The following is a 25,394-nucleotide window of genomic DNA, read 5'->3' as shown; positions in this document are numbered from 1 at the left end:
GACGTCAGGATCCCACGCGTGGGCGCGCCCCGCCGGTCGAGGCTTTCAGCGGGCCAGCGAGACGTACGCGCCGCGGTAGAACAGCAGCGGCTCGACGTGCTCCTCGGGGTGGGCGACCGCGATGACCTGGCCGATGACGATGACGTGGTCGCCGCCCTCGGCGATCTCGTGGACGCGGCACTCGACGCTCGCCAGCGCGTCGTCCAGGATCGGGACGCCGTCGGGCAGCCGGTGGGCGACGCCCGCCCAGGACGCCGGGTCGGTGCGGCGGGCGAAGCGGTCGGAGAGCTCGCGCTGGCCGGCGGCCAGGAGGTTGACGGCGAAGCGGTCGGTGGCCCGCAGCGCGGCCAGCGTCTCGGACTCGCGGCGCAGGCAGGCGAGCACCAGCGGCGCGTCGAGCGAGAGCGAGGAGATCGCGGTTGGCCGTGGTGCCGAAGGGGCGGGCATCGGCGTCGGCCGCGGTCACGACGGCCACGCCCGTCGCGAAGTGCCCCATCGCGGTCCGCAGGTCGATCGCGGCGACATTCCCCATGGCTTTGGTAGACATTATCAACGTGCCCGACTCCCCCACCGCCCTGGTCATCGTCCTCGGCAGCGCGACGCCGCCCGGCCGCCTGCACCGCGCGCTCGCGACGGCCGCCGAGCGCGCCACCGGCCGCCACCCCGCGCTGACCGTGACGACCATCGACCTCGCCACCCTCGAGATCCCGTACGCCGACGGCCGTCCACCGGCCGAGGCCAGCGCCGACACAGCCCGCGTGGTCGACGCGATCGCCGCGGCCGACGCGGTCGTCCTCGCGAGCCCGACCTACCGCGGCTCGCTCACCGGCGCGCTCAAGAACCTGATCGATCACCTCCCGGTGCCCGCCCTGCGCGCCAAGCCGGTCGCCGTCGTCGCCATCGGCGCCTCCGACCACCACTTCCTCGGCGTCGACCGCCACCTCCGCGACATCCTCACCTTCTTCGGGGCGGCGACCACCCCAACATCCGCGTACCTCACGTCCCGCGACTTCACCGACGGCGCGCCCTCCGACGAGGCCCTCGCCCGCCTCGACGCCCTGCTCGACACGACGCTGCTGTTCGCCGAGCACCTCGGCGGCGAGCCCCTCGGGCCGCCACCGATCGGCCGCTGAGCACGTCGCGCGGCGAGGCCTTAAAGCGCCGGGGAGCCTGCCCTCGGGGGTGGGCAGGCTCCCCGGTGTCGTTCCCTCGATGGACCGGCCGAGTGGCGCCCCACGCGCCTATGTATGGCCGGTGCTTCGAGAGAGGATCTGCTGCTGCGAGTGGATCTCGTGCCGGTCCAGACACGATCTCGTCTCTCGATGGGAATTGGACCAGACGAGGCCCCACCTGTCAAGCCGCGCGGGCCGCTGATCAGGGCTCGGCGCGAAGCTGCGGGAAGGCCGTCGAGAAGCCCGGGTAGTTGCCCTGGGACTTGCACGTCGGGGTCGCGACGGCGTCCTTGTCGGCGGTGCGGAACACGAACGGCTCGATGAGCTGCAGCAGCGCGTCCGGGTCGGCCGAGGTGGGCAGCGCGACGTCGCCGCTCGGGCACTGCCCGTTGCCGAAGATGCTCGCGCCGTTCTTGAGGCCCTCGAGGGTCGTGCCAGCCGCCGTGTACGGGTTCAGGCGCGACGTGCCGAGCGGCCGCGGGTAGAACGTCAGCGTCTCGGGGTTGAGGATCTGCGACGTCCGCAGGTACTTGACGTTGTGCTGCGTGCCCGCGAGCGTCTGGCCGCCGAGGTCGTAGGCCTGCGACGACGCCGCGGTGTTCGCGAAGAACGCGGTCACCTCGCGCTTGTTCTTGCCGATGTAGTCCACGATCGGGTTCGCGTTGCGCAGGAACGGCTGGAACGCGTCCAGCAGCGGCGGCAGCTTGCCGAGGATCCGGTTGAACGCCGGCAGGCCCTTCTCCGACGCGTCGACGACCTCCTGGAGCTGCCCGAAGAACCCGTCGAACTGCGGCGCCACGTCGTTGAGCGCGCTGAACGCCGGCTCCATCGCGGTCGCGGCCGGCTGCAGCTGCTGGATCGCGGGCCGCGCGTGGTTGCCGAACGCGGTCAGCTGCGGCAGCGTCGCGTTGCTCTCGCGCTCGAAGCGCGGCAGCTTCTGGATGATCTTGGCGAGGTCCGCGTTGCGCGCGGCCGTCGTCGCGAACAGCCGCTGCGAGTCGGTGACCAGCCCGCGCAGCTGGCCCTCGCGCTCGCTGATCGCGTCGAAGATCTCACCGGTCGACGAGATCGCCTTGCTCGTCGCGGCCTGCTGGGCGTCGAGGGTCTCGAACAGCTTCCCGAACTTCTCGGTGAACCCCGGCAGCACGCCGAAGAACGCGTTGATGTCGGCGCCGCGACCCTGCACCGCCGCGGACTGGGACGCCATCCAGGTCTGGAACGCCTTGCGGGTCTTGGCGTCGAACGTCCCCAGGATCTCGTCGAGCTCGACGGTCGGCGCGACCCGGCCCGGGTCGAGCGAGCCGCCGTCGGGGACCTGCGGGCCCTTGCGGTCGCCGGGCGTCAGCTCGACGTAGGTCTCCCCCAGCAGCGACTTGACGCGCAGGATCGCCTTGGAGTCCCGCGGGACCGGCGCGTACTTGGCCTTCAGCTGGATCGTCGTCTCGGTCCGGTTGTCGGCGCCCGGCGCCAGCTTGACGACCTTGCCGACGCTGACGCCCGAGATCCGGACGTCGGACTGATTGGCCAGCTGCGTCGCCTCGGGGAAGGCGATGTGGAGCTGGTAGCCCTTGGGCTTGAGCGGCGACGGGCCGCCGAAGGCCATCCACAGGAACAGGCACGCGCCGAAGCTCGACAGCGCGAAGAGCGCCATCACCGCGATGCGACCGAGGGTGGGGACGGTCTTGATCATCCGTCCTTCCCGCAGGAGCCCGCCTTCGGCACGCCGAGCAGCTGGAGCTCCGCGGCGAGCGTCGGGTTGTTCTTGAAGTTGTTGGAGAGCGAGTTGATGATCTTCAGCGAGCCGCAGGGGTACAGGATCAGGCTGTGGCGGACCGGGCCGATGCCGTCCTGCGACGCCAACACCGAGTTGGTGTTGTGGTTGGCCCACGGCACGTAGTACAGGTAGCTGTTGCCGTGCACGCCGTCGCCGGGCGGATCGTGCGCCAGCTCCGCGAGCAACCCGTTCAACATCGTCGTCAGCGTGTCGAGGTGCGGCGTGGCCGTCGCCAGGTGCTTGGCGGCCGGGACGAGCTTGGCCGCCGTCGGCTGCGCCTCGCGCGCGAACGGGCGCAGCGAGCGCTTGATGACCGGCGTCGTCTCCTTGAAGAACGGCTGCGTGGCGCGCAGCGTCGGGCCGAGCGCCTTGGCCGTCGGCTGCAGCGCCTTCAGGCCGGTCTTGAACGTCGCGCCCAGCTCGTCGAGCTTGCCCAGCGCCGTGTCGGTCTTCTGCAGCGTCCCGGGCAGGAGCGAGAGCGTCTCGCCCAGGTTGTCGTTCTGCGCGCTGAAGTGCCGGAACACCGCGGCGCTCGAGTTCACGAACTCGCCGAGGTCCTTGTCGCGCGCCCCCAGCTCCTGGGCCAGCAGCGACAGGTTGCCCATCAGGTGGCGCAGCTTCACGCGCCGCTGCGCGACGAGCCGGCCGGCCTCGGCCGCATGGCGCGACAGCGGCTCGAAGCGCTTGACGGTGCTCGCCAGCTCGCGCCCGCCCTCGCCGCCCAGCGCGGTGCCCGCGCCCTGGAGCAGCGCGACGAGCGCCGCCCGCGTGTCGCCGTCCAGGCCGGACAGGATCTCGTCGAAGTTGACGTCGGGCTGCGTCGAGCCGACGCCGAGCGTCCCCTCGTCCTTCAACTCGGGGCCCTTGGTCCCCGGGTCGAGCTCGGCGACCATGTCCTTCAACGGGGTCTTCGGCCGCAGCAGCAGCGTGGCGTCCGGGTGGACGTGGCCGTACTTCGCGTCGAGCCGGAGCTTCAGCACGGCCTGCCCGTCCTGGAGCCGCGCGCCCGAGATCTCCCCCACCTTCACGCCCGCGATCGTGACCGCGTTGCCCTGGCCCGGCAGCACGCCCGCCGCGGTGTTGAACTTGGCGTTGACGTAGAAGTACTCCTTGCCCAGGCCCGGGACCCAGCTCGGCCACGCGATGCGCTCGTGGGCGAGCAGGTAGCTGCCGACGAACAGGCCCGTCGCGATCATCGCCGCGAGCCAGATGGCGTTGCCGAGCTGCTTGCGCAGGCCGCGGATGCGCATCAGCCCCCGCCTCCGGACTGCACGGCCTCGTCGTCGGGCGCGGCGCCGGACGGGTTCGAGCCGTCTGCCGGACCCGTCGCGGCCGCGTTGTTGACGTCCGGCACGGGGCTCTTGGAGCACGGCACCGACCGCGTCATGACCGGCAGCTTGTTGCCGTAGGCCGGGCGCGTGCGCAGCGGCGGCAGCGTCGGCTGGCCGACGAACGGGAAGTCCGAGTAGTTGGTCTTGCCGGTGACGATCGAGGTCGGCCCGCGCGACGCCTGCAGGCGCAGGTAGTTGCCGTTGCCGTCGAAGCCCTGGCCCTCGGCGGCCTGGCCGACCATCGCGTGCCAGAACTCCTTGTAGTTCTCGGTGATGGCCGACAGCGGGCCGTCGTCGACCTTCAGGTTGCCCATCGGCAGGATCACGCCGGTGACGCAGCGGTTGAACTCGTCGATCTTCGGCAGCCACTCGCGCGTCGCGTGGCCCAGCGCTGCGAGGTTCGCGGTCGCCGGGCTGAGGCGGTCGAGCAGCCCGCCGAGCTCGTCGTCGCCGAGCAGCTTGCGCGACTGGGTCAGCCACGGCCCGGCAGCGGCGATCGTCGCCGGCAGCGCCGGGAGGCTCCCGGCCAGCTCGCGCGCGAATCGCCGCGTGGCCGGCAGCGAGGTGTCGAGCAGCCGGAACGCCTGGCTCGCATGCTGCGCGGTCGGGCCGAGCTCGCGCACCGAGGCGGTGAGGTCGGCGGAGTGCGCGGCCGTCGTCTGCATCGTGGTGTTGAAGTCCACGACCAGGTCCGACAGGTCGGTCTGGTGGTCGGCCAGCGCGGTCATCGCACGCGTGAGGCCGTGGATCGTCTTGGACAGGTCGTGCGGGTGCGGGCCGAGCAGCGCCCCGCCGATCTCCGCCGTCTCGCGCAGCGACTGCGGGCTCGTGCTCAGCGTCTTGTTCAGCGCCTGGGCGCCGGTGAGCCCGCGGACGGCCGGGTTCTGGTCGGCGTCGTCGGCGGCGGTCGGCTGGCCGTCGAGCGCGGTGCCCAGGCCCTTGACCGCCACCTGCAGCGAGGCACGCGTGTCGGACTGCAGGGCGGTGAGCACCTGGTCGAGCTGCACCGGCGTGCTGGTCTGGGAGATCGGGATCATCCCGCGGTCGTCGAGCTTGCCGGTGCTCGGCGTCCCCGGCCGGAGGTCGACGTAGAAGTTGCCCTCCAGGAACAGGCGCGGGCGGATCTTCAGCGTGGCGTCGCGGTGGATCGGCTGGCCGTTGTCGTCGATGCGCAGCGTGACCACCGACAGGTCGGTGTGCTTGTAGCGCCCGACCTTGACGACCTCGCCGATGTTGACGCCCGCGATGCGCACCGGCGACTTCGGGCGCAGCAGGTTCGAGGTCTTGACGACCGCCTGGATCTCGAAGTGATGGCGGAACGGGACCGCCTTGGTGAAGCCGAAGTAGGCGATCACCGCGAGCAGGAAGATCGTCAGCAGGCCCGCGCGCAGCGGGGGCATCCCGAGCTTCTGGTTGCGTCTCATCGGGCCGGCTCCGGCTTGGTCTGCTCGACCTTCGTGCCCTGGTTGCCGGGCACGTTCCCGATCACCTGCTGGCGCGCGATGTAGTCCTCGTTGCCCGCCTCGCACTCGTGGGTCTGGCCCGGCGCGGCGGTGTTCGGGTACGGGTTGGCGTGCAGGAACTGGTCCCGGATCGTGGTGGTCGCCACGTCGGGCGGACCGTGCGCCGGGACCGCGGCGGGGCCGGCCTCGCTGTCGGGCTGCTGGCCGGCGACGACGGGATCCGCGCGCAGGAACGTGCCGACCGTGTCGCTCTCCGACAGCGCGCTGCCGAGGTTGCGGAAGAAGAGCGACAAGTAGTTGCACGTCGTCTGCGTCGGCGTCGCGAACGCGATGATCGGGTTCAAGAGGTTCGCGGTCTCGGTGAGGCGCTGCAGCGCCGGCAGCACGACCGGGTCGGACACGAACGTGTCGAGCGCGTTCAGGGTCTGGACCACGCGGGCGTTGAGCTCCGGCGAGATCTTCAACGCGGGCGTGCCCGCCTTGAACGCGGGCGCCAGGTACGTCGATGCCGACGCGAGCTGCTGGAACGGCTTGCGCAGGCGGTGGAACAGCTCGGTGCTGTCCGCCTCGAAGCCGGCCTGCGCCGGCAGCTCGCGCGTGGCGACGTCGAGCGCGTGCGGGCCGCCGGCGATCGTGTCCTCCAGCGCCTGGGCGTTGTCGGCCAGCGCGCCGAAGGTGGTGTTGAGGTCGCCGAAGAGCCGACCGTTGGTCTCGGCGACCGGCGCGACCTCGCTGGCCGCCTGCTCGAGCGCCGGGAACAGCGCGTCGAACCTCGTCCGCGCCGCGAGCAGGTTCGCCGCCCCGGGCTCGAGGTGGTCGACCAGCGGCTGGAGGTTGCGCACCGCGGTGTTGAGGTCGGCGCCACGCCCCGCGAAGCCGGTGCCGTACTCGATCAGGTTGCCGGCCGAGCCCTCGCGCGTCGGCTCGTCGAACATGTTGAAGAACTGGTCGATGTTGACGCCGGTCTGGGCGTTCGCCGCCACGGTGATCCGCCCGCCGCTCGGGATCTCGCGTCCGGCCGTGCCGCGCGTGATCTGCACGTACTTGAGGCCCAGCGAGGACTTCGGCCGGACCCGGATCGTGCTGTCGACCGGCAGGTGCTCGTTGCTGGCGTCGAGCGCCAGCTCCAGCGTGGCGCCGGTCGAGCCGTCGTCGCGCGCGAACGCGTCGATCTTGCGCACGATGCCGACGCGGTTGCCGCCGATCCGCACCTCGTTGCCGGCGATCAGCCCGTCGGCGTTGGGGATCACGACGTTGACCTTGTAGGTCGGGACGAACGGCAGGCCGTGGTTCGCGTTGTAGGACAGGAACACCGCGACGATGACCATCAGGACGGTGACGCCGCCGATGAGGATCGGGTTCGCGGCGATCGACATGTTGCGACGCCGGTTCACTTGCCGCCGTCCAGCAGGTAGCCGAGGAGCGTGGACGACGTCTTGGCGCGGGCGGCCGAGGCCTCGGTGGTCGCCTCGTCGATGAACTTCGAAGCGCAGATGCTCGCCGGGTCGAAGTCGGGCGTGCGCGTCACGCAGTCGCCGAACGACAGGCCCGCGCGGGTGTAGTGGCCGGAGGCGTCCTCGCCGTTGACGGCGCCCGTGTAGAAGTAGATGAACCGCATCAGCGACTCGATGCCGCCGGTCTTGTCGAAGCTCGTCGAGAGCGCGCCGAGGTTCTGGGCCAGTGGCTCGATCGGGATGCCGAGGTCGGCGAACTGCTGCACGACCCTCTCCGCGCGTGGGAACGTCGTGCGGCCCTGGTCGGCGACCTTGCCGAGCGTCTTCAGCGCGCCGGTGGCCTGCGTGCTGAGCGGCCCGAGCCGCTCGATCGCCGCGTTGACCGAGGTCGCCTGCGAGGACAGCGCCTTGATCGTCGGCGTCGTCTGGTCGGCGAGCGCACCGAGGCGATCGGCCGCGGGACCGAGCTCGCGCAGGAAGGCGGGGAACTTCGCGAAGCTCTGCTCCAGGGCGTCGCCCTGGCGCGCGGTCGCGGCGCCCGACTCGCCCGCGTTCTTGACGAACCCGGCCAGGTCCTTGCGGTGCTCGGCCAGCGGGCCGAGCACGGCGTCGGAGTCGTCGACCAGCTTGCCCAACGTCTCGTTCTGGCTCGCGAGGACCGCGACGAGCTTGTCGGCCTGCTGCAGGGCTGGGCTCGCGCGGCGCAGCGCCGCCTGCAGCGCCTCGCCGTTGCCCGACAGGCCCGTGCCGAGCTCGTTGATGATCAACGGCAGCCGCTGGCGCTCGGGCACGCGCATGATGTCGTTCAACAGGTCCTGGCCGACCGGCGACGAGGTCTGCGACACCGGCAGCAGGTGCTGGCCCGCGCCCGGTTGATCGTCCGGCACCTTGGGCAGCTCGGGCGCCGGCGCCCGGTCACCGCCGCGCGGCTGCGTGGGCGTGCACTCCACGTACTGCTCGCCGATCAGCGACTGCAAGCCGATGTGGCAGGTCGCGTCCTTGCGGAACGGGACGAACGCCGGGTCGTCGATCCTCAGCACCACGACCGCGCGGTGGTGCGCATCGACGTCGAGCGAGTCGATCTTGCCCACGTTGACGCCGGCGATCTTCACGTCCTCGCCCGAGATGACGAAGCTCGCGTTGTCGAACACCGCGCGCACGCGGTAGCCGCCGCCGTCGGACGACCCGCCGGCGCCCAGCGCCGCGCCGACCAACGCGAACACGATGATCCCGATCAGGCTCAGGCCCAGCCGGCGGCGCAGGCTCATCCGGTCGGCCTCACGGACTCGGACGGGTCGCAGTCGACGTTGGCCAGGTCGCCCGGGTCGACGAACCCGTTGGACCGGTCGGCGGCCGCCGGCGTCGACGCGCCCGGGCAGCGCCGCAGGTTGCCGTTGGTCAACGCCGGGTTGGTGCCGCGCTCGCCGGCCGGCCGCGGCGTGAGCTTGCCGCCGTTGGCGTCGTCGGTGAAGGTGAACGCGTTGAACACCGGGACGGTCTTGATGTAGTGGCCGTTGGCGTCGTACGTCGCGCCTGCGCCCGCGTAGCCGCGGACCCAGGACACGAGGTCGGGCACGTACGGCCGCGCGAAGGAGAAGATCGGCGACGACTGCTTCAGCGCCTTCTCGCCGGACGGGAACGCCTTGTCGCTCAGCTTCCCGAGCGCGGGCAGCTCCTTCAGCGCGTCGAGCAGGTCGTTGTGGGCGCCCGGCTGCGCGAACATCCTGCGCAGCTGCCCGATGGTGGGCGTCGCCTCCTGGAGGACCGGCGTCAAGTCCTTCAGGAACGGCTCCAGGTTCTTGGTGTTGGCCTCGGTCGCGTCGGTCAGCTTGCGCAGGTCCGTCAGCGCCGGGCGCAGCGCGACGAATGCGTCGCTGCCGCTCTGCAGCGCGTCGGGCACGTTCACCAGCGCGGTCGAGAGCGACTGCGTGTCGGACGCCAGCGCGGCGGAGGTCTGGCGCGTGTTGGACACCAGCGACGTCAGCTGGTCGCGATGGTCGGCGACCGCGCCCAGCGCGTCGCCGGTCTGGACCAGGAACTGCTCGAAGATCCCGCTGTCGGAGGTGATCTCGTCGGCGACCGCGTCGAGCTCGGCCAGCGCCTTGGGGATCTGCTGGGCCGACGCGTTGGCCGCCGACTCCTTGCCGTCGTACCAGTCGGCCGAGCCCTTGATGAGGCCGGCCAACCCGTCGCGCGTCTTGGGGTCGAGCGTGTCGAAGAGCTGGTCGATCTCGACGAGCGACGTGGTCTTGTCGCCGCGGATGAGGGCGCCGTCGTCCAGCGTCGGCCGCGTCTCCGACGCCGGGCTGACGTCGATGTAGCGCGACGCCACGCCGGTCAGGCCCTCGGCCCGGATCGTCGCGGTGGTCCCTTCGTGCAGCGGGCCGTAGTCGTCCTTGACCTCGATGTCGACCTGGGCCTGGTCGTCGGCGCTCAGGTCGACCGACTTCACGGTCCCGGCCGGCGAGCCGCCGATGCGCACGACGTCGCCCTTGACCAGCTGGCTCGCGTTCGAGAACACGAGCCGGTACTGGTGGGCGTCGCTGCGCAGCAGGACCCACGCCAGCACCGCTGCGACGAGCAGCAGGGCGGCGAGGGCGAGCATGCGCGGCGCCCGGGACGGTTGGCGGGCCGCGGTGGAGATGCCGGCAATGTACACGTGGTCGTTTTCGGGGGCAACGGGGAACCGTCGAGCCCCTCGTCCGCGCGCGAAGCTGACCCGCAACTTCCCTGCGCCAGGCGAGTTCATATTGCAGACACTTCTGTTTGCAGTCGACGTCTGGAGCCGTTACGGTCCCCGACGTCGCAGAACCAATGAGGAGAGCATCGATGCGCAAGTTCCTGATCCCGACCGCAGCCCTGGGCGTGCTGGCCCTCGCGGTGGTCGAGGTCGCCCCGACCATCGCGCAGGACGCGTCGCCGACGCAGTTCACCGCCAACGCAACGGTCTCGCCGAACAAGGCCGGCACCAAGAAGAAGCCGCAGGGCGTCACGCTGAAGTTCAACGCCAAGTGGACGACCACGGGCGACGTCGAGCACCCGATCATCCAGTCGGGCGACGTCTACATCCCCAAGGGCGGCCTGTACAACGGCGGCAAGTACCCGAGCTGCTCGGCGGCCACGCTGGGCCGCGGCGGTCCGGACAAGTGCCCCGCCAAGTCGATCATGGGCAAGGGCAGCGGCGACGCGCTCGCCGACACGGTCCACACCTCGCCGAAGATCACCGTCGTCAACGGCGGCAAGGGCGTCATCTACTTCTGGACCGTCCTCCAGAACCCGGCCCGCGTCGCGGCCGCGGTCCCGGCCAAGATCACCAAGGACACCTCCGGCAAGTGGTCCTACAAGGTGCACTTCGAGGTCCCGAAGTCGCTGCAGATCGTGGCCGGCGTCCCGATCACGCTCAACACGCTCAACGTCACGGTCGGCGGCAAGTCGTGGGCGAAGGACTACGTCGCCACGACCTCCTGCCCGTCGAGCAAGAAGTGGCAGTACAGCGCCGTGGCGGACCTCAGCACCGGCGGCTCGGTCACCTACAACGGGTCCACGCCCTGCAAGTAGTGCCTCCGGCCTAGGGCCGGCCGTCGCGTCGCGCTCCGGGGATCGATCCGTACCGATCTCCGGAGCGCCGCACCATCCCACGATCACGGAAGGTCGCCCGTGCCCACCGCCACCGCGCTCTCCGCGCTGACCCGCCCGGTCGTCCTCCGCGACGGCAGCGCCGCAGTGCCCAGCGCCTGGCCCGCCGTCGCCCGGAGCCGGCTGCTCGCCGCGATGGCGCAGTGCGCCTCGGTCAACGGCTTCCTCGACGTCACCGTCGACGACGTGATCATCGGCGCGCGAGCGTCGCGGCGCACGTTCTACGAGCACTTCGCCAACCGCGAGGAGTGCCTGCTCGCCACCTACGACGCGGTCCGCGACGACACGATGCGGATCGTCATCGAGGCCGGCCCGGCCCTCGAGCCTGCCCTCGCCGCCCTGCTGCGCTACTTCGCCGCCTGGCCCGCCCACGCGCGCGTCCTGTGCGTCGACATCCTCGCCGCCGGGCCTGCCGGCCTGGCGCGCCACGAGAAGACCATGGGGCTGCTCGCGGCCGAGGTCGTGCGGTACCAGGAGCCGGACGACTTCCGCGCGCCGGGCGCGCTGCGCTCCGACGACGTGGCCCACGCCGTGCTCGGCGCGGTCCACCGGATCATCCAGCGGCGGCTGATCGACGGGCGGCACGCGTCGCTCCCGCGGCTCGCGCCCGCCATCTGCACGCTGCTCGCTGCCGAGCGCCGCGGGACGGCGGCCGCCTCCTGACGGAAGCGGCCGCTCGTCGAACCGCGGCGACGCCCGGGCGTCACGCCGTGAGGGCCACCCGCGGCTCGAACACCTGCGCCGCCCCCGCGATCTCCTCGAGCAGCGCCGGAAGCTCGGGCGCGCGGCCCTCAGCCACCAGCTCGCCGATCGTGCGGAACACGATGCTGACCATCATCTCCAGCTGGAGCTCGGGCAGCAGCTCGACGTCGTCGGCATGACGATCCTGCTCGGTCGACAGCAGCCGCACGTAGCGGGCGCGGAACGCCTCGCGGATCTCGCGCAGCTGCTCGTCCCCGCCCACCGGTGCCACGAAGCACAGGTGGGCGATCGCCGGCTCCTCAGCCAACCGGCGAAGAAGCCGCTGCAACGCGGCTCCCAGCTTCTCCGACCACGTGTCCGCCAGGCGGAACGACGCGGCGTACTCGCCATAGAGCTCCCCCGACGCGCGCCGGTAGGCATCGGCGACCACGGCCGCCGCGCCCTCGGGGCAGTGCCCCTCGGCCGCCGGCGCCGGGATGCCGGCCGCAGCGGCCAAGTCGGCCATGGTGACCTCGGCTCCTCCGGCCATCAACACCGCCGGAGCCGCGGCAGCCCGCAGCCGTTCACACGTCGCGCAGTCCGGCAAGCACGCACGCGCGCCGGAAGGGACCTCGCTCAGCATCCTCATTCGACCCCCCGTTGTTCGCTTCCCGGCGGTCTCGCAGGTCCGCCGGATCGACCCACACTCCCTCTAAGAGCCTCGAGGCGCAGTGGTGTGACGGAGCTTTAGCGGTCGGTCCGCTCGCTGACCAGCACCCGGATGGGTGCTTCTCGGCGGGACGAACCACTGGCACCCGGTGAGAAACAGAGGTATGTTTCGACTCGTGGAGCAGAGAACGTCCCACAACCGTGCACCGCACCAACTTCCGGCGGGTCGGCACGGGCTCCCGCGGGCGTTCGTCGTCTCCAACCAGCGCGAGCGGATCCTCGACGCGGTGCTCCAGGCGGCCAGCCGCTCGGGGTACGCGGCCATGCGGATCGAGGACGTCATCGCGATCGCCGGCGTCTCGCGCCGGACGTTCTACGACCACTTCGCCAACAAGGAGGAGGCGTTCCTCGCCGCCTACGAGCTGGTCCTGGACCAGCTCCTGAGTGGTGTGACCTCCGCGTTCGCCACCGGAGAGACGTGGACGTCGCGCGTCCGCCGCGGCCTCGCCGCGTTCCTCAACCTGCTGGCCGCCGAGCCCGTGCTCGCCCAGGTCTGCGTCGTGGAGGCGCTGGCCGCGGGTCCGCGCGCGCTGGCGCGGCGCTCCGCGGCGATGGAGGCCTTCCAGGTGCTCCTGCAACCACCTCCGGACGACGCGATGGTCAACTCGATCGCCCCACCGGTCGCGATCGAGGCGATCGTCGGCGGCATCTACGAGGTGATCTACTCGCGCGTGACCTCCCACCGCACGGCCGAGCTCCCGACGCTCCTGCCGTCGCTCCTGCACAGCGCGCTCCTGCCCTTCGTCGGACCCGAGATCGCCGATGCCGAGTACCAGCGCGTCACGCGCACGGCAGTCGCGCGGGCGGTCCCCTCGCCCTGACATGCAAGGCGGCCGACGAGACATGTATGTTTCCGTCCGCCTTGCCTGAACAGCCCCGGAAGAAGCGTCAGCGCGAGCCGTACCAGCTACCGGCAGGCCGCCATGGCCTGTCGAGGCAGTTCGTCGTCGCCAACCAGCGCCAGCGCATCCTGGCCGCGGTCGCCGACGTCTGCAGCGCCGCCGGCTACGTCGCGATGAGCGTCGAGGACATCGTCGTCACCTCCGGTGTCTCCCGCCGGACGTTCTACGACAACTTCCGGGGCAAGGAAGACGTCTACCTCGCCGCCTACGACGAGGTCACCCAGCAGCTGCTGCGCCACGTCTACGAGTCCTACGAGGCGGCGGACGGCCTGGTCGCCAAGATCCGCGACAGCCTCGGCGCGTTCCTCTCGTTCATCGCCGAGGAGCCCGCCTTCGCCGACATGTGCATCGTCGAGGTCATGGCCGCCGGCTCGATCGCGATCGAGCGGCGCAACCAGACGATGGCGGCCTTCGCGACGATGATCGAGAAGGCGGCCGCCGACGAGCTGCCCAAGGCCAAGCTCCCGCCGGCGCTGACGGCCGAGACGCTGGTCGGCGGCATCTACGAGGTCGTCTACTCGCGCGTCCTCCAGGGTCGTGGCGACGAGCTTCCGGCGCTGCTGCCCGACCTGCTGTTCTCGGTGCTCCTGCCCTACGTGGGCCAGGAGACCGCCACCTCCCTGCTCAAGAACGAGCGCAGGCGCTCCAAGCCCAAGGCCAAGGCCAGCAGCAAGCCGGCCGACGAGTAGCCGGCCCGCGCCGCCGCTCAGACACGACCTCCGCCGGCGGACACGGTTCCGTGGCAGACTCCGCGGCCGGAGGAGGTCTTCTGCGTGCTGCGGTGCCGTCCCGATTCCCCTGCTGGCTTCGCGATCACGAGCGAGTCCCTGGACGCGCTCTGGCGCTCGCACGCGCCCGGCATGGCCGTCTACGTCGCGCGCAAGACGCTCGACGCCGGCAGCGCCGCCGACCTGACCGCCGAGGTCTTCGCACGGGCCTACACCAATCGCCGCCAGTTCCGCGGGTGCTCGCGCGAGGAGGCGATCGGCTGGCTGTACGGCATCGCGCGCCACGAGGTCAGCCACTTCGTGCGGCGCCACCGCGCCGAGGCGCGGGCCGTGGCCCGGCTCGGCATCCAGCGGCCCCCGCTCTCCGACGACGAGCTCGGCCGGCTCGAGGACCTGGCGGGGATCTCGGAGCTGCGCAGGCGCGTCGCGACCCACCTGCACGGCCTGTCGCACGAGCAGCAGGAGGCCCTGCGCCTGCGTGTCCTCGACGAGCTGAGCTACGAGCAGATGGCCGAGCACCTCGGGATCGACGAGCAGGCCGTGCGCGCCCGCGTCTCGCGCGGGATCCGCGCGCTCGCCGAGCGTCTGGCGCCCGACGCGCGCGAGATCCGGGAGCTGCTCTGAGCGCCCATAAGATGGCGCGATGCCCTCCTCCTATCGTCCCACGGGCCTGCTCGTCCCCATCGTCACGCCGTTCGCGGCCGACGGTGCCGTCGACCTCGACGCGCTGGAGCGGCTGGGCGCCGAGGTGCTCGACGCTGGCGCGACCGGGCTCATCGCGCTCTCGACGACCGGCGAGCCGTCCTCGCTGGACGCCGCCGAGCGCGACGCGACGGTCGCCGCCTGCGCGCGCGTGTGCGCCGACCGCGGCGCGGACCTCGTCGTCGGTGCGGGCACCGACGACACGCGCACCACGATCGAGCGCCACGCGGCGCTCGCCGACGTCCCGGGCGTCCGTGCCTCGCTGGCCGTCGTCCCGTACTACGTGCGCCCGTCCGAGGCCGGGATCGTCCGGCACTTCCAGGCCGTGGCCGAGCGCTCCCCCGTGCCGCTCATCACCTACAACGTGCCGTATCGCACCGGGCGCGGGCTCGGCGCGGCCGCGCTGCTCGAGCTGGCCGCGACCGACAACGTCGCCGGCCTCAAGCAGGCGGTCGGCGCGCTCGACGCCGACACGCTCGCGGTGCTCGCCGGCCAGCCGGACGGCTTCGCGGTCCTCGGCGGCGACGACGCGTTCCTGTTCCCGACCATGCTGATGGGCGGCAAGGGCGCGATCGCCGCTTGCAGCCACGTCGCGACCGAGCGCTTCGTCGCGATGCTCGCCGCGGGCGCGGCCGGCGACGTGGCGGCCGGGCGCCCGCATGCCGAGGCGCTGCTGCCGCTCGTCCAGGCGCTGGTCGCCGAGCCCAGCCCGGCGGTCATCAAGGCGCTGCTGCACGCCGAGGGGCGCATCGCGACCCCGGACGTCCGCTCGCCGCAGGTCAATGCGGCGCCCGCCTCGCTGGCGCGCGCCCAGGCCGTGCTGGACGCCGTCGCGCAGGGCGGCTGACCGCAGAAGCCGGCGGTCGGCGCCGCGTGGCGGACGCGACCGGCCAGCCGGTCACGCCCGAGAAGGAGGCGGCGCCCGCCGTGCGGCGGGGCCGGGCACCGCGGCTACTGCGGTCGCAGGGTCCCACCGTCAGTGCGGCGCAGCGGCGGGGCCGCTGCACGGCTAATGCGGGCGAAGCGCCCCGCCGCATCGCGGGCAGGTCGAGCGCTGCTCGTCGCGGCGTGGAAGCCACAGGCGCAGGCAGCGCATACAAATGTGAGCCATGCACACGGTGATCGGCGCATGGACGGATGGCTGAAGCGAAGATGTCCGCCATGGCGCGCGCGAAGGGCATGTACGGCAGGTTGACCTCCGCGGCCCGGCCGCCCAAGCCGGGCTCCGCGGGATTCAAGGCGTGGAGCGCGGTGACGGCCATCAACACGTGGGCCTACCGCGTCAGCGGCGGGCGGCTCGGCGGCTCGTTCGACCGCGCACCGGTCCTGCTCCTGCACCACGTCGGGCGCAGGAGCGGTGAGGAGCGCGTCGCGCCGCTGCTCTACCTGCCCGACGGCGACGACCTCGTCGTCGTCGCCTCCTATGGCGGCGCGCCCAAGCATCCGGCCTGGCTGCACAACCTGCGCGCGACGCCGGACACGGTCGTCGAGGTCGGGCGCCGGCGCCGCCCGGTCACCGCGCGCGAGGCCACGCCCCAGGAGCGCGAGCGCCTCTGGCCCGCGCTGCTGGAGCTCTACCCCGCCTACGGCGACTACCAGCGCCGCACCACGCGCGAGATCCCGCTGGTGGTTCTGCGCGATCGCTAGGGCCGCGAGGCTAAGGCCGGTTGCGGCCGTAGGCGTCGTGGGCCGTGACCCACTCCTCGGCCACGATCGCCGAGCCGAGCGACAGCTCGCCGCACAGCACGGTCGCCGCCACGATCTCGGCGAGCTTGCGGACCTTGCCGTCCCCGTAGCACCCGAGCAGCTCCAGGCACTCGCGCTGGGTCGCCAGCCCGGTGCCGCCACCGTAGGTCGCGACGATCAGCGACGGGATCGTGATCGAGTAGTAGTAGTCGCCGTTGGGCCGCAGCTCGGCGTGGACGAACGCCGAGCTGGACTCCGCCACGTTGGCGACGTCCTGGCCGGTGGCGATGAACATCGCCGTGATGCCGTTGGCCGAGTGCGCGCCGTTGTTGTTGACGCCCGACATGAAGCCGCCGAGGTTGGAGACCTGGCGCGCGCGGAACATCAGCTCCGACGAGGACTTCATCACCGACCGCAGCAGCGCGTCGGGGATCGTCGCCTCGGCCACCACGCGCTTGCCGCGCGTGTGCAGCATGTTCACCTGCGAGGTCTTCTTGTCGGTCGCGAAGTTCGACTCCAGGAAGTACTGCTCGATCCCGGGGTACTCCGCCACGATCCAGTTGCACGCCGCCTGCGTCGCCTTGCCGGTGAGGTTCTGGCCGGCCGCGTCGCCCGTCGTGTAGTTGAACCGCGTGTAGATGATCCGCGACGCCGAGTACTGCTCGATGTCCTTCAACCGGCCGGACCTCGTCGTCGACTCCGCGACCGCCTTGATGTCGTCGAAGCGCTCGACCAGCCACGCCCCGAACGCCCGCGCCTCGCGCGCGCTGGGGAAGATGAACGACGGCGCGCGCTGCATGTGGTCCTCGGTGATCGTCGTCGTGACGCCACCGGCCTCGTGCAGCAGCTTCATGCCGCGGTTGTAGGAGGCGACCAGCGTGCCCTCGGCCGTCGCCAGCGGGACGTAGAACTCGCCCTGGGCGTGCTCGCCGTTGACGAGCAGCGGCCCGGCGACCCCGATCGGCACCTGCGCGACGCCGGTGAAGTGCTCGATGTTGCCCGGCAGCGACGACGGGTCCAGCGAGTAGTGCCCGACGTGCTCCAGCGGCGCGCCGCTGTGCTCGGCCAGGAAGTCCCGGCGCAGCGTGGCGGCGTCGCGGGTGTAGTCGTTCTCGCGGTCGCGCGGGACAGGGGTCCGCATGGCCGTGGCTCCTCTCCTCGGGGCTACAAACGCTGCGTTTGTAGCAGACGGCGGAAGATCGGCTCCGCCCGCCCCGCCTCGGGGCGCTCGCCCGTGATGAGGTCGAGGTAGGTGTAGGACTCGATCACGCGGACGAGCGCGTAGGCGACCTCGCGGCGATCCGGGTCGGCGGGGTCGATGAGCTCCTCGACCGCCGCGATCAGCCGCGGCTGGAAGTCCGTGTCGTGGCGGGTGAGCAAGCGCATCGCCGACTCGCCCTCCTCGCTCAGCCAACGCTGCATGCCGGGGTGGGCGAGCGTCGCCTCGAGGAAGGCCATCAGGATCCGGACCTGCCGTCCCGGCCCGCCGCGGTCGGCCGCGACGAGGTCGTCGAGCGTGCGGCGGGCCAGCGACCACACGACCTCGACCAGCAGCTGCTCGCGCGAGCCGACCCAGCGGTACAGCGTGACGCGGTTGACGCCCAGCTCGGCGGCCAGCGACGTCATGTCGACGCGCTCGCCGGCCAGGAACTTGCGGCGGGCGAGCAGGAACGCGTCCAGCGCCGCGGGCCGGCGCCCGACCTCCTCGCCGGCGAGCTGGCGGCGCAGCGGCGTGTTCGTGGTGGTGGTCGCGGACGACATGCCCAACGCAGAACCTACCGTCGGGACGCGGCCGGCAGCGCGGCGCGGCACGGCCCGAAACTCACGGGCGCGGCGGCTCCGGCACCCGCGCGCCGAGCAGCCGCAGCTCGATCTCCAGGACCGGGCCCAGCAGCTCGGGCAGCGCCCCGGCGCCGCGCTTGAGCAGCGTGTCGAGGACCAGCTCGTGGATCGCGCCGACCGCGGCGCGGAAGACGTAGCCGGCCGGCCGGGGCAGCCCGCCGTCGACGCCGGCGGCGATCGTGTCGAAGCCGTCGGCCAGGCGCGCCGCGAACCGCGCGTGGACCGCGTCACGGCGCTCCAGCGCCGCCGGCCCCGCGCCGAGCACCTCGATCAGGAACGTGCGCGCGAAGGCCGGGTTGTCGGCCAGCAGCTGGAGGTAGACCTCGGTGCCCGCGCGGGCCCGCGCGAGCAGGCCGCCGTTCGGATCGATCCCGGCCGCGGCCTCCTCCGCCTCGGCGATCGCGTCCAGCAGCCCGGCGACGCCCGCGTCGTAGGCGGCGAGGAACGCGTCCTCCTTGTTGGTGAAGTGCTCGTAGAACGTCCGGCGCGAGACGCCGGCCCGCTCGATCACGTCGGCGACCGCGACGTTGGCGTAGCCCTTGGCCGCGGTCGCGTCGGCCATCGCGACCAGCAGCCGCTCGCGCTGGGACTCGGCGACGACCGCGCGCGGCGCGGCGTGGCGTCCGCGGGGCAGGACGCGGAGCGCGTGCGTGTCGCCGTGGACGGTCATGGAGACAACATCGTACACTTGAGACAAGCGTGTTCCTTCGAGCGACTACCGGAGCCTTCAGATGACCCCGACGTCCACCCCAGTCAACGGCACGCAGCCCCGCCACGTCCGCGTCGGGATCCTGGGCGCCGGCTTCGGCGGCCTCGGCATGGCCATCCGGCTCCAGCAGCGCGGCGACACCGACTTCCTGGTCTTCGAGCGTGCCGCCGACGTCGGCGGCACGTGGTGGGCCAACACCTACCCCGGCTGCCAGTGCGACATCCCGTCGCACCTCTACTCGTTCTCGTTCGCGCCGAACCCGAACTGGACGCGCACCTACCCCAAGCAGCCCGAGCTGCGCGACTACCTGCGCGCGACGGCCGAGAAGTTCGGGATCTACGACAAGGTCCGCCTCAACACCGCGGTGACCGCCGCGCGCTGGGACGCGGACGCGAGCCTGTGGCGCATCGAGACCACCAACGGCGGCTACACCGCCGACGTCGTGGTGGCCGCCCCCGGCCCGCTGAGCGAGCCGTCGCTGCCCGACCTCCCGGGCCTGGACAGCTTCGCCGGCACGGTCTTCCACACCGCCACCTGGAACCACGACCACGACCTGCGCGGCCGCCGCGTCGCGGTCGTCGGCACCGGCGCGTCGGCGATCCAGGCCGTCCCGGAGATCGCCCAGCAGGCCGGGCACCTCGACGTCGTCCAGCGCACGCCGCCGTGGGTCGTGCCCCATCGCGACCGCCCGATCACCCGCGTCGAGCGGTTCTTGTACAAGAACTTCCCGCCGCTGCAGCGCGCGGTCCGGGCCGGCGTCTACCTCAGCCGCGAGCTGCTGGTGCCCGGGCTCGTCTACCGGCCCAAGCTGCTCAAGGTCGCCGAGAAGGTCGCGCGCAAGCACATCGCCGACCAGGTCCCCGACCCCGAGCTGCGCGCGAAGGTCACCCCGAGCTACACGATCGGCTGCAAGCGGATCCTGCCCTCCAACAAGTGGTACCCCGCGCTGGGGCGCGAGAACGTCGAGCTCGTCACCGACGACATCGTCGAGATCCGGCCCGAGGGCTACGTGACGACCGACGGCACCCTGCACGAGGTCGACACCATCATCTTCGCGACCGGCTTCTACGTCACCGACATCCCGCTGGCCAACATCGTCTACGGCGTCGACGGCGAGCAGCTCGCCGGCGTCTGGCACCGCTCGCCGCAGGCCTACCGCGGCACCGCGATGGCCGGCTTCCCGAACCTGTTCCTGCTCGTCGGCCCCAACGTCGGCCTGGGCCACAACTCGATCGTGTTCATGATCGAGGCCCAGCTCAACTACGTGCTGGGGGCGCTGGAGGCGATGCGTGAGCGCGGCGCCGGACGGGTCGAGGTCCGGGCCGACGCGGTCGCGGCCTACAACGACCGCCTGCAGGCCAAGATGGGCAACACGGTGTGGAGCTCCGGCGGGTGCGCGTCCTGGTACATCGACGCCAACGGCAAGAACACCACGATCTGGCCGGACTTCACGTTCGCCTTCTGGAACCAGACGCGCGCGTTCGACCCGGCGGCCTACGAGCTGGCGCCGGTCGCCGCCGGCGCCGGGGCTACTGCACCCGGAACGCTCCGCGCATGAACGGGTGGATCCGGCAGAAGTAGGTGTAGGTCCCCTGCTGCAGGTCGGACGGCGTCTCCCACGTCAGCCGGTTGGCCGCCGGCGAGGCGCCCGCGGGCCCGAAGCCGAGCTGGCCGGAGTCGAACTGGACCCCGCCCCGCCCACCCAGCCCGTTGGCCAGCGGGTAGCTGATCCCGGTCTGGCGGTTGCACGGCGCGCGGCAGGTGGTGATCGAGTGCCACTCGACGTTCGGGTCGTCCTGGTTGACGAACGCCAGGCTCTGGCCCTGGGGCACCGTCGGGATCTGGTCCTTGTCGTAGAGCAGGCCGAGGTCGCCGGGGACGAACTGGAAGTCCTTGATCTTGACCTCGGTCGCGGCCGCGCCGGCCTTCGCCTTGCGCGGGTCCGGGTACACGGCCGTCTTGCCGCCGTGGTGGTCGTTCTCGGCGAGGTGGCCGTGCGTCAGCTCGCCGCGCGGGTCCACGGTCGTCGCGAACGGGTCCGGGCCCGTGGTCTGGTGCGGCACGGCGAACAGCAGGACGATGCCCATGTTCTCGTACCAGGACGACTGCCGGGCGTCGTAGGTCGCGTGGATGGCGAGCACATCGCCGGCCTTGACCGCGACGCGCCATTTGGGCTTGGACGCCGTGAGCGACACGTCCCACGACACCGGCCCGGCCGGGTCGTAGTACTTGGCCTCGGAGCGGAAGATGAGCTTCGACGCCCCGCCGGCGACGCCGGGGCGCGCGACGTCGATGTCGTCGCGCAGGCCACCCGGGTGCAGGTGGCCGACGGCGGCGACGATCGTCGCGTCGTAGGGCATCGAGAACTCGTTCTGGCGGTTGCCGTCCCCGTACGGGTTGGTGGGCTCCTCGTCGGGGAACGTGAACTGGCCGTCCGCGCCGCCGCTGCGCTGGGCGACGTCGAACACCGGGTAGCCCCAGCCGCGCCGGACGTCCATCCACAGCGGGAGCACCGGCGTGACCTGCTTGGCGATCGGCGCGGTCTTCGGGATGAAGTCGAGGTCCCACACCAGCCGCACCTTGGTGCGGTTCGGCGTGTTGTTGTGGATCATCTCGTTGAGGATCCACATGTCGGACTTCTTGTAGGCGTAGCCGTAGCCCTTGGGGATGCGGAAGACCGTCTTCTCCTCGCCCCCGAAGAAGATCGGCTGGACGCTGCCGGCGGGCGAGGCGGGCGAGCTGCCCGACGCGTTGAGCCACACGCCGTGGTGCAGGTGGATGACGTCGACCGGCGGGACCGTCCCGTCGAGGTAGGTCAGATCCGGCCGCGCGCGCACGATGTAGCCGTCGACCTTGGGCTTCTGGGCGGCCGGGATGACGACGTTGTCGATGCTGTTCTGGCCGGGCTTGACGACGATCGGCGCGGTGGCGAAATGGAGGTGCTGGACGCCCTTGGTGCCGTCCCACAATCCGGCCTCCGCGAAGGCCGACGGAGCGAGGACGAGCAGCGCCAGGAGCGCTGCCGCGAGCGGGACGACTCGGGACATGGCGCGACACTCGCAGATCCGGCGTTCCAACGGGCTTTTCGTGGGGTAGTGTGCGCTCGACAAAGCGACCGCTCAGACGGTCAGAGCGGATTTTCGGGGAAGGGACCAGATGAGAGCGGTACGACGGAGTGCGGTGGCGGCGCTGGTGGCGCTGGTCGCGGCGATCGTGGTGGCGCCCGGCGCGCAGGCCCAGGGGGGCCCACCGGTGCCGGTCCTGGACTGGCAGCCCTGCGACGCCAGCCCCGACGCGCCCGACGTCCACTTCGAGTGCGCCTCGGCCGCGGTGCCGCTGGACTACGCCAAGCCCGACAACGCCGTCTACCACGTCGCCCTCGTGCGCAAGGAGGCGACGAACCCCGGCAAGAAGCTCGGCTCGCTCTTCGTCAACTACGGCGGCCCCGGCGCGGGCGGCACCGACTCCGTCGAGGCCGACTTCCTCAACCCGGTCATCTACGGCGGCCCGGGTCTCTACGACACGCTCAACCAGCAATACGACATCATCGGCTTCGATCCGCGCGGCACCGGCCGCAGCGACGCCGCGCTGGACTGCCAGGCCAACCAGGAGACGCAGGGCATCTACTCGATCCCCTACGCCACGCCCGACACGGAGCGGTCGGCGCTGCTCAAGAAGGACCGGCAGTACGTCCGCAGGTGCGTGCAGCTCAACAAGCCGCTGCTGCCTTACGTGACGACCGGCAACGTGGCCCGCGACCTCGACCTGCTCCGCCAGGCCGTCGGAGACACGCAGCTCAACTACCTCGGCTTCTCCTACGGCACGTTCCTCGGCGCGACCTACGGCGCGCTGTTCCCGGGCAACCTCGGGCGCGTCGTGCTCGACGGCCCGGTCGACGCCGACGACTACATCAACCACCCGACCGCAGACCTGCAGGCGCAGACCAGCGCGTTCGAGCGCGAGCTCGACCGGTTCTTCCAGGCGTGCGCGAGCGACCAGGACTCCTGCTACGGCTTCGGCGGCGACGACCCGCACGCGGCGTTCGACGCGCTCGTCGAGCAGGCCAACGCCAACCCGATCCCCGTGTCGACCGACAACCCGTGGGGCTGGACGGCGGACACGCGCGCGGTCACGGGCGACGACATCCTCAACGCGACGATCTACAACCTGTACCGCAAGGAGTACTGGTCGCCCTACATCGCCCAGGAGCTCCGCCACGCCGCCGACGGCGACGGGTCGGGCATCCGGATGGACTCCGACGGCGCGTTCGGCTACGACCCGGAGACCGGCACCTACGCCCCGGACACCGATCGCTACTTCCTGATCGGCGCGGTCGAGCAGCGCTACCCCGACAACAACGACCGCTACTTCCGGCTCGGCAAGAGCTCGTACAACACGTTCGACCACTTCTGGTTCAACAGCGGCTACGTCGAGCTCAACTACGGGCTCTTCCCGGTCGGCGCCAACGGCCGCTACGGCGGGCCGTTCACGCTGCCTGACAGCGCCAACACGCCGCTGGTCGTCGCCACCACCTACGACCCGGCCACGCCGTACCGCGGCGCCAAGGCATTGGTCAAGGACCTGGGCAACGCGCGGCTGCTGACGATGATCGGCGACGGCCACACGGCCTACAACTCCGAGTCGGCGTGCGTCAACGCGGCGGTCGACGGCTACCTGCTCGGCGGCGCGCTGCCGCCCGCGGGCACGGTCTGCAAGCAGGACACGACGTTCTCCGGCGAGGAGCCGACGTCGGACTACACGCCGCCGTCGCTGGCGCCCCAGGCGCAGAAGGTCGGCGGCAAGCAGCGTCCGCTGATCCGGACGGCGACGCGGCACGACCACCGCGTCCCGTAGGCCCGGGTCTCAGCCCTGGCCGGCGTCGCCCGACGGCTCGGGCGGCGCCGCCGGCGTGGCCGTGGCGCGCGTGACCGGCGTCAGGTAGAGCCGGGTGATCGCCGGCACCGCGCCGCACAGCGTGTCCCGCACGACGGCCAGCGTGTCGGCGACGTCGTCGGCGGTCATCCCGTCGCGCACCTCGACCTCGGCGGCCGCCATGACGCTCGTCGGACCGAGGTGGACGGCCTCGATGTCGTGCACCGCGGCGATGCCCGGCTGGGCCACGAGGTCCTCGCGCAGTTGCTCGACGTAGCGCGCCGCGACGGCCTGGTTGGTCAGCAGCGCGCGGTTGCGGCCCGTCAGCCGGATCGCGACGTAGGTCAGCATCCCGCCGATGATCAGCGTGGCGATCGGGTCGAAGATCTCGATGCCGGTGACCTTGTGGAGGACCAGCGCGACGAGCGCGAGCGACGCGCCGAGCACGTCGATCGAGTCCTCCAGGTAGACGGTGGTGACCGTCGGGTCCGAGGACTCGGCCAGGTACTGGCGCAACGGCACGCCGGCCCGCGAGGCGCGGCCGCGCAGCTCGCGCACGGCGACCGTGCGGCTGAGGCCGTCCAGCACGATCGCGATGACGAGCACGACGACGCCGACCCAGAACGCCTCCAGCTCGCGCGGGTGGATCAGCGCGTTGATGCCCTCGAAGATCGAGACGGCGCCGCCGACCACGAACATCCCGATCGCGGCCAGCAGCGCCCAGTACCAGCGCTCCGGCCCGTAGCCGAGCGGGTGAGACGCGTCGGGCGGGCGCTCGCTGCGGCGGATCGCGACGTAGAGGAAGACCTCGTTGCCGGCGTCGGCGACCGTGTGCAGCGTCTCGGCGAAGAGCGCGGCCGAGCCGGTGAGCGCCGCCGCGATGCCCTTGGCCACGGCGATCGCCATGTTGGCGGCGAGCGCCGCGAAGACGCTCGTGAGGCTCGCGTCGCGGCCAGGGCCGCCGTCGCCCGCGCGCGCGTCGTCGGTCACGCGCGTGGCCCGCCGCCACGCGGCCTGCCGCCGGCCGCCGCGCGGCGGCTGTGGGCCAGCGCGTCGAGGGTGAGCTCGAGCTGGCGCTCGGTCAGCGCCTTGCCGGGCAGCGGCGTGCCGCCGGGCGCGAGGGCGTCGAGCTGCAGCGCGAGGAAGCGCTTGGCGTAGGCGCCGTGGGTGGCGGCGGTCCCCTCGCCGATGCGGCCCACCGCGAGCAGCACCATCATCACGTCCGAGGCGCTGACGTCCTCGCGCAGGTCGCCGTCGGCCTGGCCGCGCCGGACGAGGTCGCGCAGGAGCCCGCGCAGCCGCTGGGAGAGCAGGCGCGGCACGGGCTCGTCGGGGTCGCGCGCGACGAGCACGTCGATGAACGCGCGGTTGGCGCCCTGCCACGCGGCGGCCTCGGTCATCCACGCGTGGAACGCGGACTCGCCGGGCGGCAGCGCGAGCGCGCGCTCGGCCAGCTGCGCCAGGCGCTCGGCCTCCTCGCGCAAGATGCCGCCGAAGAGCGCGTCCTTGGTCGGGACGAAGCGGTACAGCGTGCCGATGCCGACGCCCGCGCGGGCGGCCACGTCCTCCATCTTGGCCGCAACGCCGCGCTCGGCCACAACCTCGCGCGCGGCCTCGAGGATCCGTTCGCGGTTGCGCTGCGCGTCCTTGCGCGGGGCGCGTCGTGTCGCGGGCGTCACGCCGCCAAGCCTAGTGCGACCGAGCCGCGACAAG

General features: G+C 71.9%; 24 protein-coding genes. 10 read left to right on the top strand and 14 right to left on the bottom strand.

What is annotated here, in order from left to right:
* Positions 1 to 45: 45 nt before the first annotated feature.
* A complete protein-coding gene (locus DSM104299_RS13975) occupies positions 46 to 447 on the bottom strand; it encodes a flavin reductase family protein (RefSeq protein WP_272477926.1) in 402 nt (133 codons plus the stop codon).
* A gap of 107 nt (positions 448 to 554) precedes the next feature.
* Between DSM104299_RS13975 and DSM104299_RS13970 the strand changes: the two genes are divergently transcribed.
* On the top strand, positions 555 to 1,133 hold the full coding sequence (locus DSM104299_RS13970; protein WP_272477925.1) for an NADPH-dependent FMN reductase: 579 nt from the start codon (positions 555 to 557) through the stop codon (positions 1,131 to 1,133).
* A 241-nt stretch (positions 1,134 to 1,374) separates the two neighbouring features.
* Here DSM104299_RS13970 and DSM104299_RS13965 read toward each other — a convergent pair whose 3' ends face one another.
* Genes DSM104299_RS13965 through DSM104299_RS13940 form a run of 6 tightly spaced genes read right to left on the bottom strand, consistent with a single transcriptional unit; the run spans position 1,375 to position 9,799 of the window.
* Complete coding sequence (locus DSM104299_RS13965; RefSeq protein WP_272477924.1) at positions 1,375 to 2,862, bottom strand: MlaD family protein; 1,488 nt, start codon at positions 2,860 to 2,862, stop codon at positions 1,375 to 1,377.
* Positions 2,859 to 4,196 carry an MlaD family protein gene (locus DSM104299_RS13960; RefSeq protein ID WP_272477923.1) on the bottom strand — a complete coding sequence of 446 codons (1,338 nt, stop codon included), beginning with the start codon at positions 4,194 to 4,196 and terminating at the stop codon, positions 2,859 to 2,861. Before DSM104299_RS13960 ends, DSM104299_RS13965 begins: the two co-directional genes overlap by 4 nt.
* Positions 4,196 to 5,701, bottom strand: coding sequence for an MlaD family protein (locus DSM104299_RS13955; RefSeq protein ID WP_272477922.1), 1,506 nt, complete (start codon positions 5,699 to 5,701; stop codon positions 4,196 to 4,198). The genes DSM104299_RS13960 and DSM104299_RS13955 overlap by 1 nt, the downstream gene beginning before the upstream one ends.
* Positions 5,698 to 7,116, bottom strand: a complete 1,419-nt coding sequence (locus DSM104299_RS13950) for an MlaD family protein (protein WP_272477921.1) — start codon at positions 7,114 to 7,116, stop codon at positions 5,698 to 5,700. Before DSM104299_RS13950 ends, DSM104299_RS13955 begins: the two co-directional genes overlap by 4 nt.
* Positions 7,117 to 7,130: 14 nt before the next feature.
* Positions 7,131 to 8,462: an MlaD family protein gene (locus DSM104299_RS13945; RefSeq protein ID WP_272477920.1), complete on the bottom strand. Its 1,332-nt coding sequence runs from the start codon at positions 8,460 to 8,462 to the stop codon at positions 7,131 to 7,133.
* On the bottom strand, positions 8,459 to 9,799 hold the full coding sequence (locus DSM104299_RS13940) for an MlaD family protein (protein WP_272477919.1): 1,341 nt from the start codon (positions 9,797 to 9,799) through the stop codon (positions 8,459 to 8,461). The genes DSM104299_RS13945 and DSM104299_RS13940 overlap by 4 nt, the downstream gene beginning before the upstream one ends.
* A 224-nt stretch (positions 9,800 to 10,023) precedes the next feature.
* Between DSM104299_RS13940 and DSM104299_RS13935 the strand changes: the two genes are divergently transcribed.
* Complete coding sequence (locus DSM104299_RS13935; RefSeq protein ID WP_272477918.1) at positions 10,024 to 10,752, top strand: hypothetical protein; 729 nt, start codon at positions 10,024 to 10,026, stop codon at positions 10,750 to 10,752.
* Positions 10,753 to 10,851: 99 nt separating this feature from the next.
* The gene (locus DSM104299_RS13930; protein ID WP_272477917.1) at positions 10,852 to 11,493 is read left to right on the top strand and encodes a TetR/AcrR family transcriptional regulator; all 642 of its coding nucleotides are present in this window, start codon (positions 10,852 to 10,854) and stop codon (positions 11,491 to 11,493) included.
* A gap of 40 nt (positions 11,494 to 11,533) precedes the next feature.
* Here DSM104299_RS13930 and DSM104299_RS13925 read toward each other — a convergent pair whose 3' ends face one another.
* On the bottom strand, positions 11,534 to 12,037 hold the full coding sequence (locus tag DSM104299_RS13925) for a hypothetical protein (RefSeq protein ID WP_272477916.1): 504 nt from the start codon (positions 12,035 to 12,037) through the stop codon (positions 11,534 to 11,536).
* Positions 12,038 to 12,356: 319 nt separating this feature from the next.
* On the opposite strand from DSM104299_RS13925, the gene DSM104299_RS13920 reads away from it, so the two are divergent.
* From DSM104299_RS13920 to DSM104299_RS13900, 5 genes are all read left to right on the top strand, one after another.
* Positions 12,357 to 13,061, top strand: a complete 705-nt coding sequence (locus DSM104299_RS13920; protein ID WP_272477915.1) for a TetR/AcrR family transcriptional regulator — start codon at positions 12,357 to 12,359, stop codon at positions 13,059 to 13,061.
* A 41-nt stretch (positions 13,062 to 13,102) separates the two neighbouring features.
* On the top strand, positions 13,103 to 13,831 hold the full coding sequence (locus DSM104299_RS13915) for a TetR/AcrR family transcriptional regulator (protein WP_272477914.1): 729 nt from the start codon (positions 13,103 to 13,105) through the stop codon (positions 13,829 to 13,831).
* Between the two features lie 84 nt (positions 13,832 to 13,915).
* Complete coding sequence (locus DSM104299_RS13910; protein ID WP_272477913.1) at positions 13,916 to 14,494, top strand: RNA polymerase sigma factor; 579 nt, start codon at positions 13,916 to 13,918, stop codon at positions 14,492 to 14,494.
* Between the two features lie 19 nt (positions 14,495 to 14,513).
* The gene (locus DSM104299_RS13905) at positions 14,514 to 15,419 is read left to right on the top strand and encodes a dihydrodipicolinate synthase family protein (protein ID WP_272477912.1); all 906 of its coding nucleotides are present in this window, start codon (positions 14,514 to 14,516) and stop codon (positions 15,417 to 15,419) included.
* Between the two features lie 314 nt (positions 15,420 to 15,733).
* Positions 15,734 to 16,219 carry a nitroreductase family deazaflavin-dependent oxidoreductase gene (locus tag DSM104299_RS13900; protein ID WP_272477911.1) on the top strand — a complete coding sequence of 162 codons (486 nt, stop codon included), beginning with the start codon at positions 15,734 to 15,736 and terminating at the stop codon, positions 16,217 to 16,219.
* A gap of 10 nt (positions 16,220 to 16,229) precedes the next feature.
* Here the strand turns inward: DSM104299_RS13900 and DSM104299_RS13895 are convergent, their stop codons facing one another.
* The 3 genes from DSM104299_RS13895 to DSM104299_RS13885 form a co-directional block, all read right to left on the bottom strand.
* The gene (locus tag DSM104299_RS13895) at positions 16,230 to 17,399 is read right to left on the bottom strand and encodes a hydroxymethylglutaryl-CoA reductase (protein WP_272477910.1); all 1,170 of its coding nucleotides are present in this window, start codon (positions 17,397 to 17,399) and stop codon (positions 16,230 to 16,232) included.
* 23 nt (positions 17,400 to 17,422) lie between these two features.
* On the bottom strand, positions 17,423 to 18,019 hold the full coding sequence (locus tag DSM104299_RS13890) for a QsdR family transcriptional regulator (protein ID WP_272477909.1): 597 nt from the start codon (positions 18,017 to 18,019) through the stop codon (positions 17,423 to 17,425).
* Positions 18,020 to 18,080: 61 nt separating this feature from the next.
* Positions 18,081 to 18,770, bottom strand: coding sequence for a TetR/AcrR family transcriptional regulator (locus tag DSM104299_RS13885; RefSeq protein ID WP_272477908.1), 690 nt, complete (start codon positions 18,768 to 18,770; stop codon positions 18,081 to 18,083).
* A gap of 61 nt (positions 18,771 to 18,831) precedes the next feature.
* On the opposite strand from DSM104299_RS13885, the gene DSM104299_RS13880 reads away from it, so the two are divergent.
* Positions 18,832 to 20,367, top strand: coding sequence for a flavin-containing monooxygenase (locus DSM104299_RS13880; RefSeq protein WP_272477907.1), 1,536 nt, complete (start codon positions 18,832 to 18,834; stop codon positions 20,365 to 20,367).
* Here DSM104299_RS13880 and DSM104299_RS13875 read toward each other — a convergent pair.
* Positions 20,339 to 21,856, bottom strand: a complete 1,518-nt coding sequence (locus DSM104299_RS13875; protein ID WP_272477906.1) for a cupredoxin domain-containing protein — start codon at positions 21,854 to 21,856, stop codon at positions 20,339 to 20,341. The genes DSM104299_RS13880 and DSM104299_RS13875 overlap by 29 nt on opposite strands.
* Positions 21,857 to 21,989: 133 nt before the next feature.
* Here DSM104299_RS13875 and DSM104299_RS13870 point away from each other — a divergent pair, with 133 nt between their 5' ends.
* Positions 21,990 to 23,663: an alpha/beta hydrolase gene (locus DSM104299_RS13870; protein WP_272477905.1), complete on the top strand. Its 1,674-nt coding sequence runs from the start codon at positions 21,990 to 21,992 to the stop codon at positions 23,661 to 23,663.
* A gap of 9 nt (positions 23,664 to 23,672) precedes the next feature.
* Here the strand turns inward: DSM104299_RS13870 and DSM104299_RS13865 are convergent, their stop codons facing one another.
* Both DSM104299_RS13865 and DSM104299_RS13860 read right to left on the bottom strand, forming a co-directional pair.
* On the bottom strand, positions 23,673 to 24,671 hold the full coding sequence (locus tag DSM104299_RS13865; RefSeq protein WP_272477904.1) for a cation diffusion facilitator family transporter: 999 nt from the start codon (positions 24,669 to 24,671) through the stop codon (positions 23,673 to 23,675).
* Entirely contained in the window at positions 24,668 to 25,360 is a 693-nt protein-coding gene (locus DSM104299_RS13860) for a TetR/AcrR family transcriptional regulator (protein ID WP_272477903.1), read from the bottom strand. Before DSM104299_RS13860 ends, DSM104299_RS13865 begins: the two co-directional genes overlap by 4 nt.
* Positions 25,361 to 25,394 lie beyond the last annotated feature (34 nt).

The organism is Baekduia alba (genome assembly GCF_028416635.1).
GTDB classification, from domain to species: Bacteria; Actinomycetota; Thermoleophilia; order Solirubrobacterales; family Solirubrobacteraceae; genus Baekduia; species Baekduia alba.
This window is presented reverse-complemented; position numbering and strand designations above follow the sequence as displayed.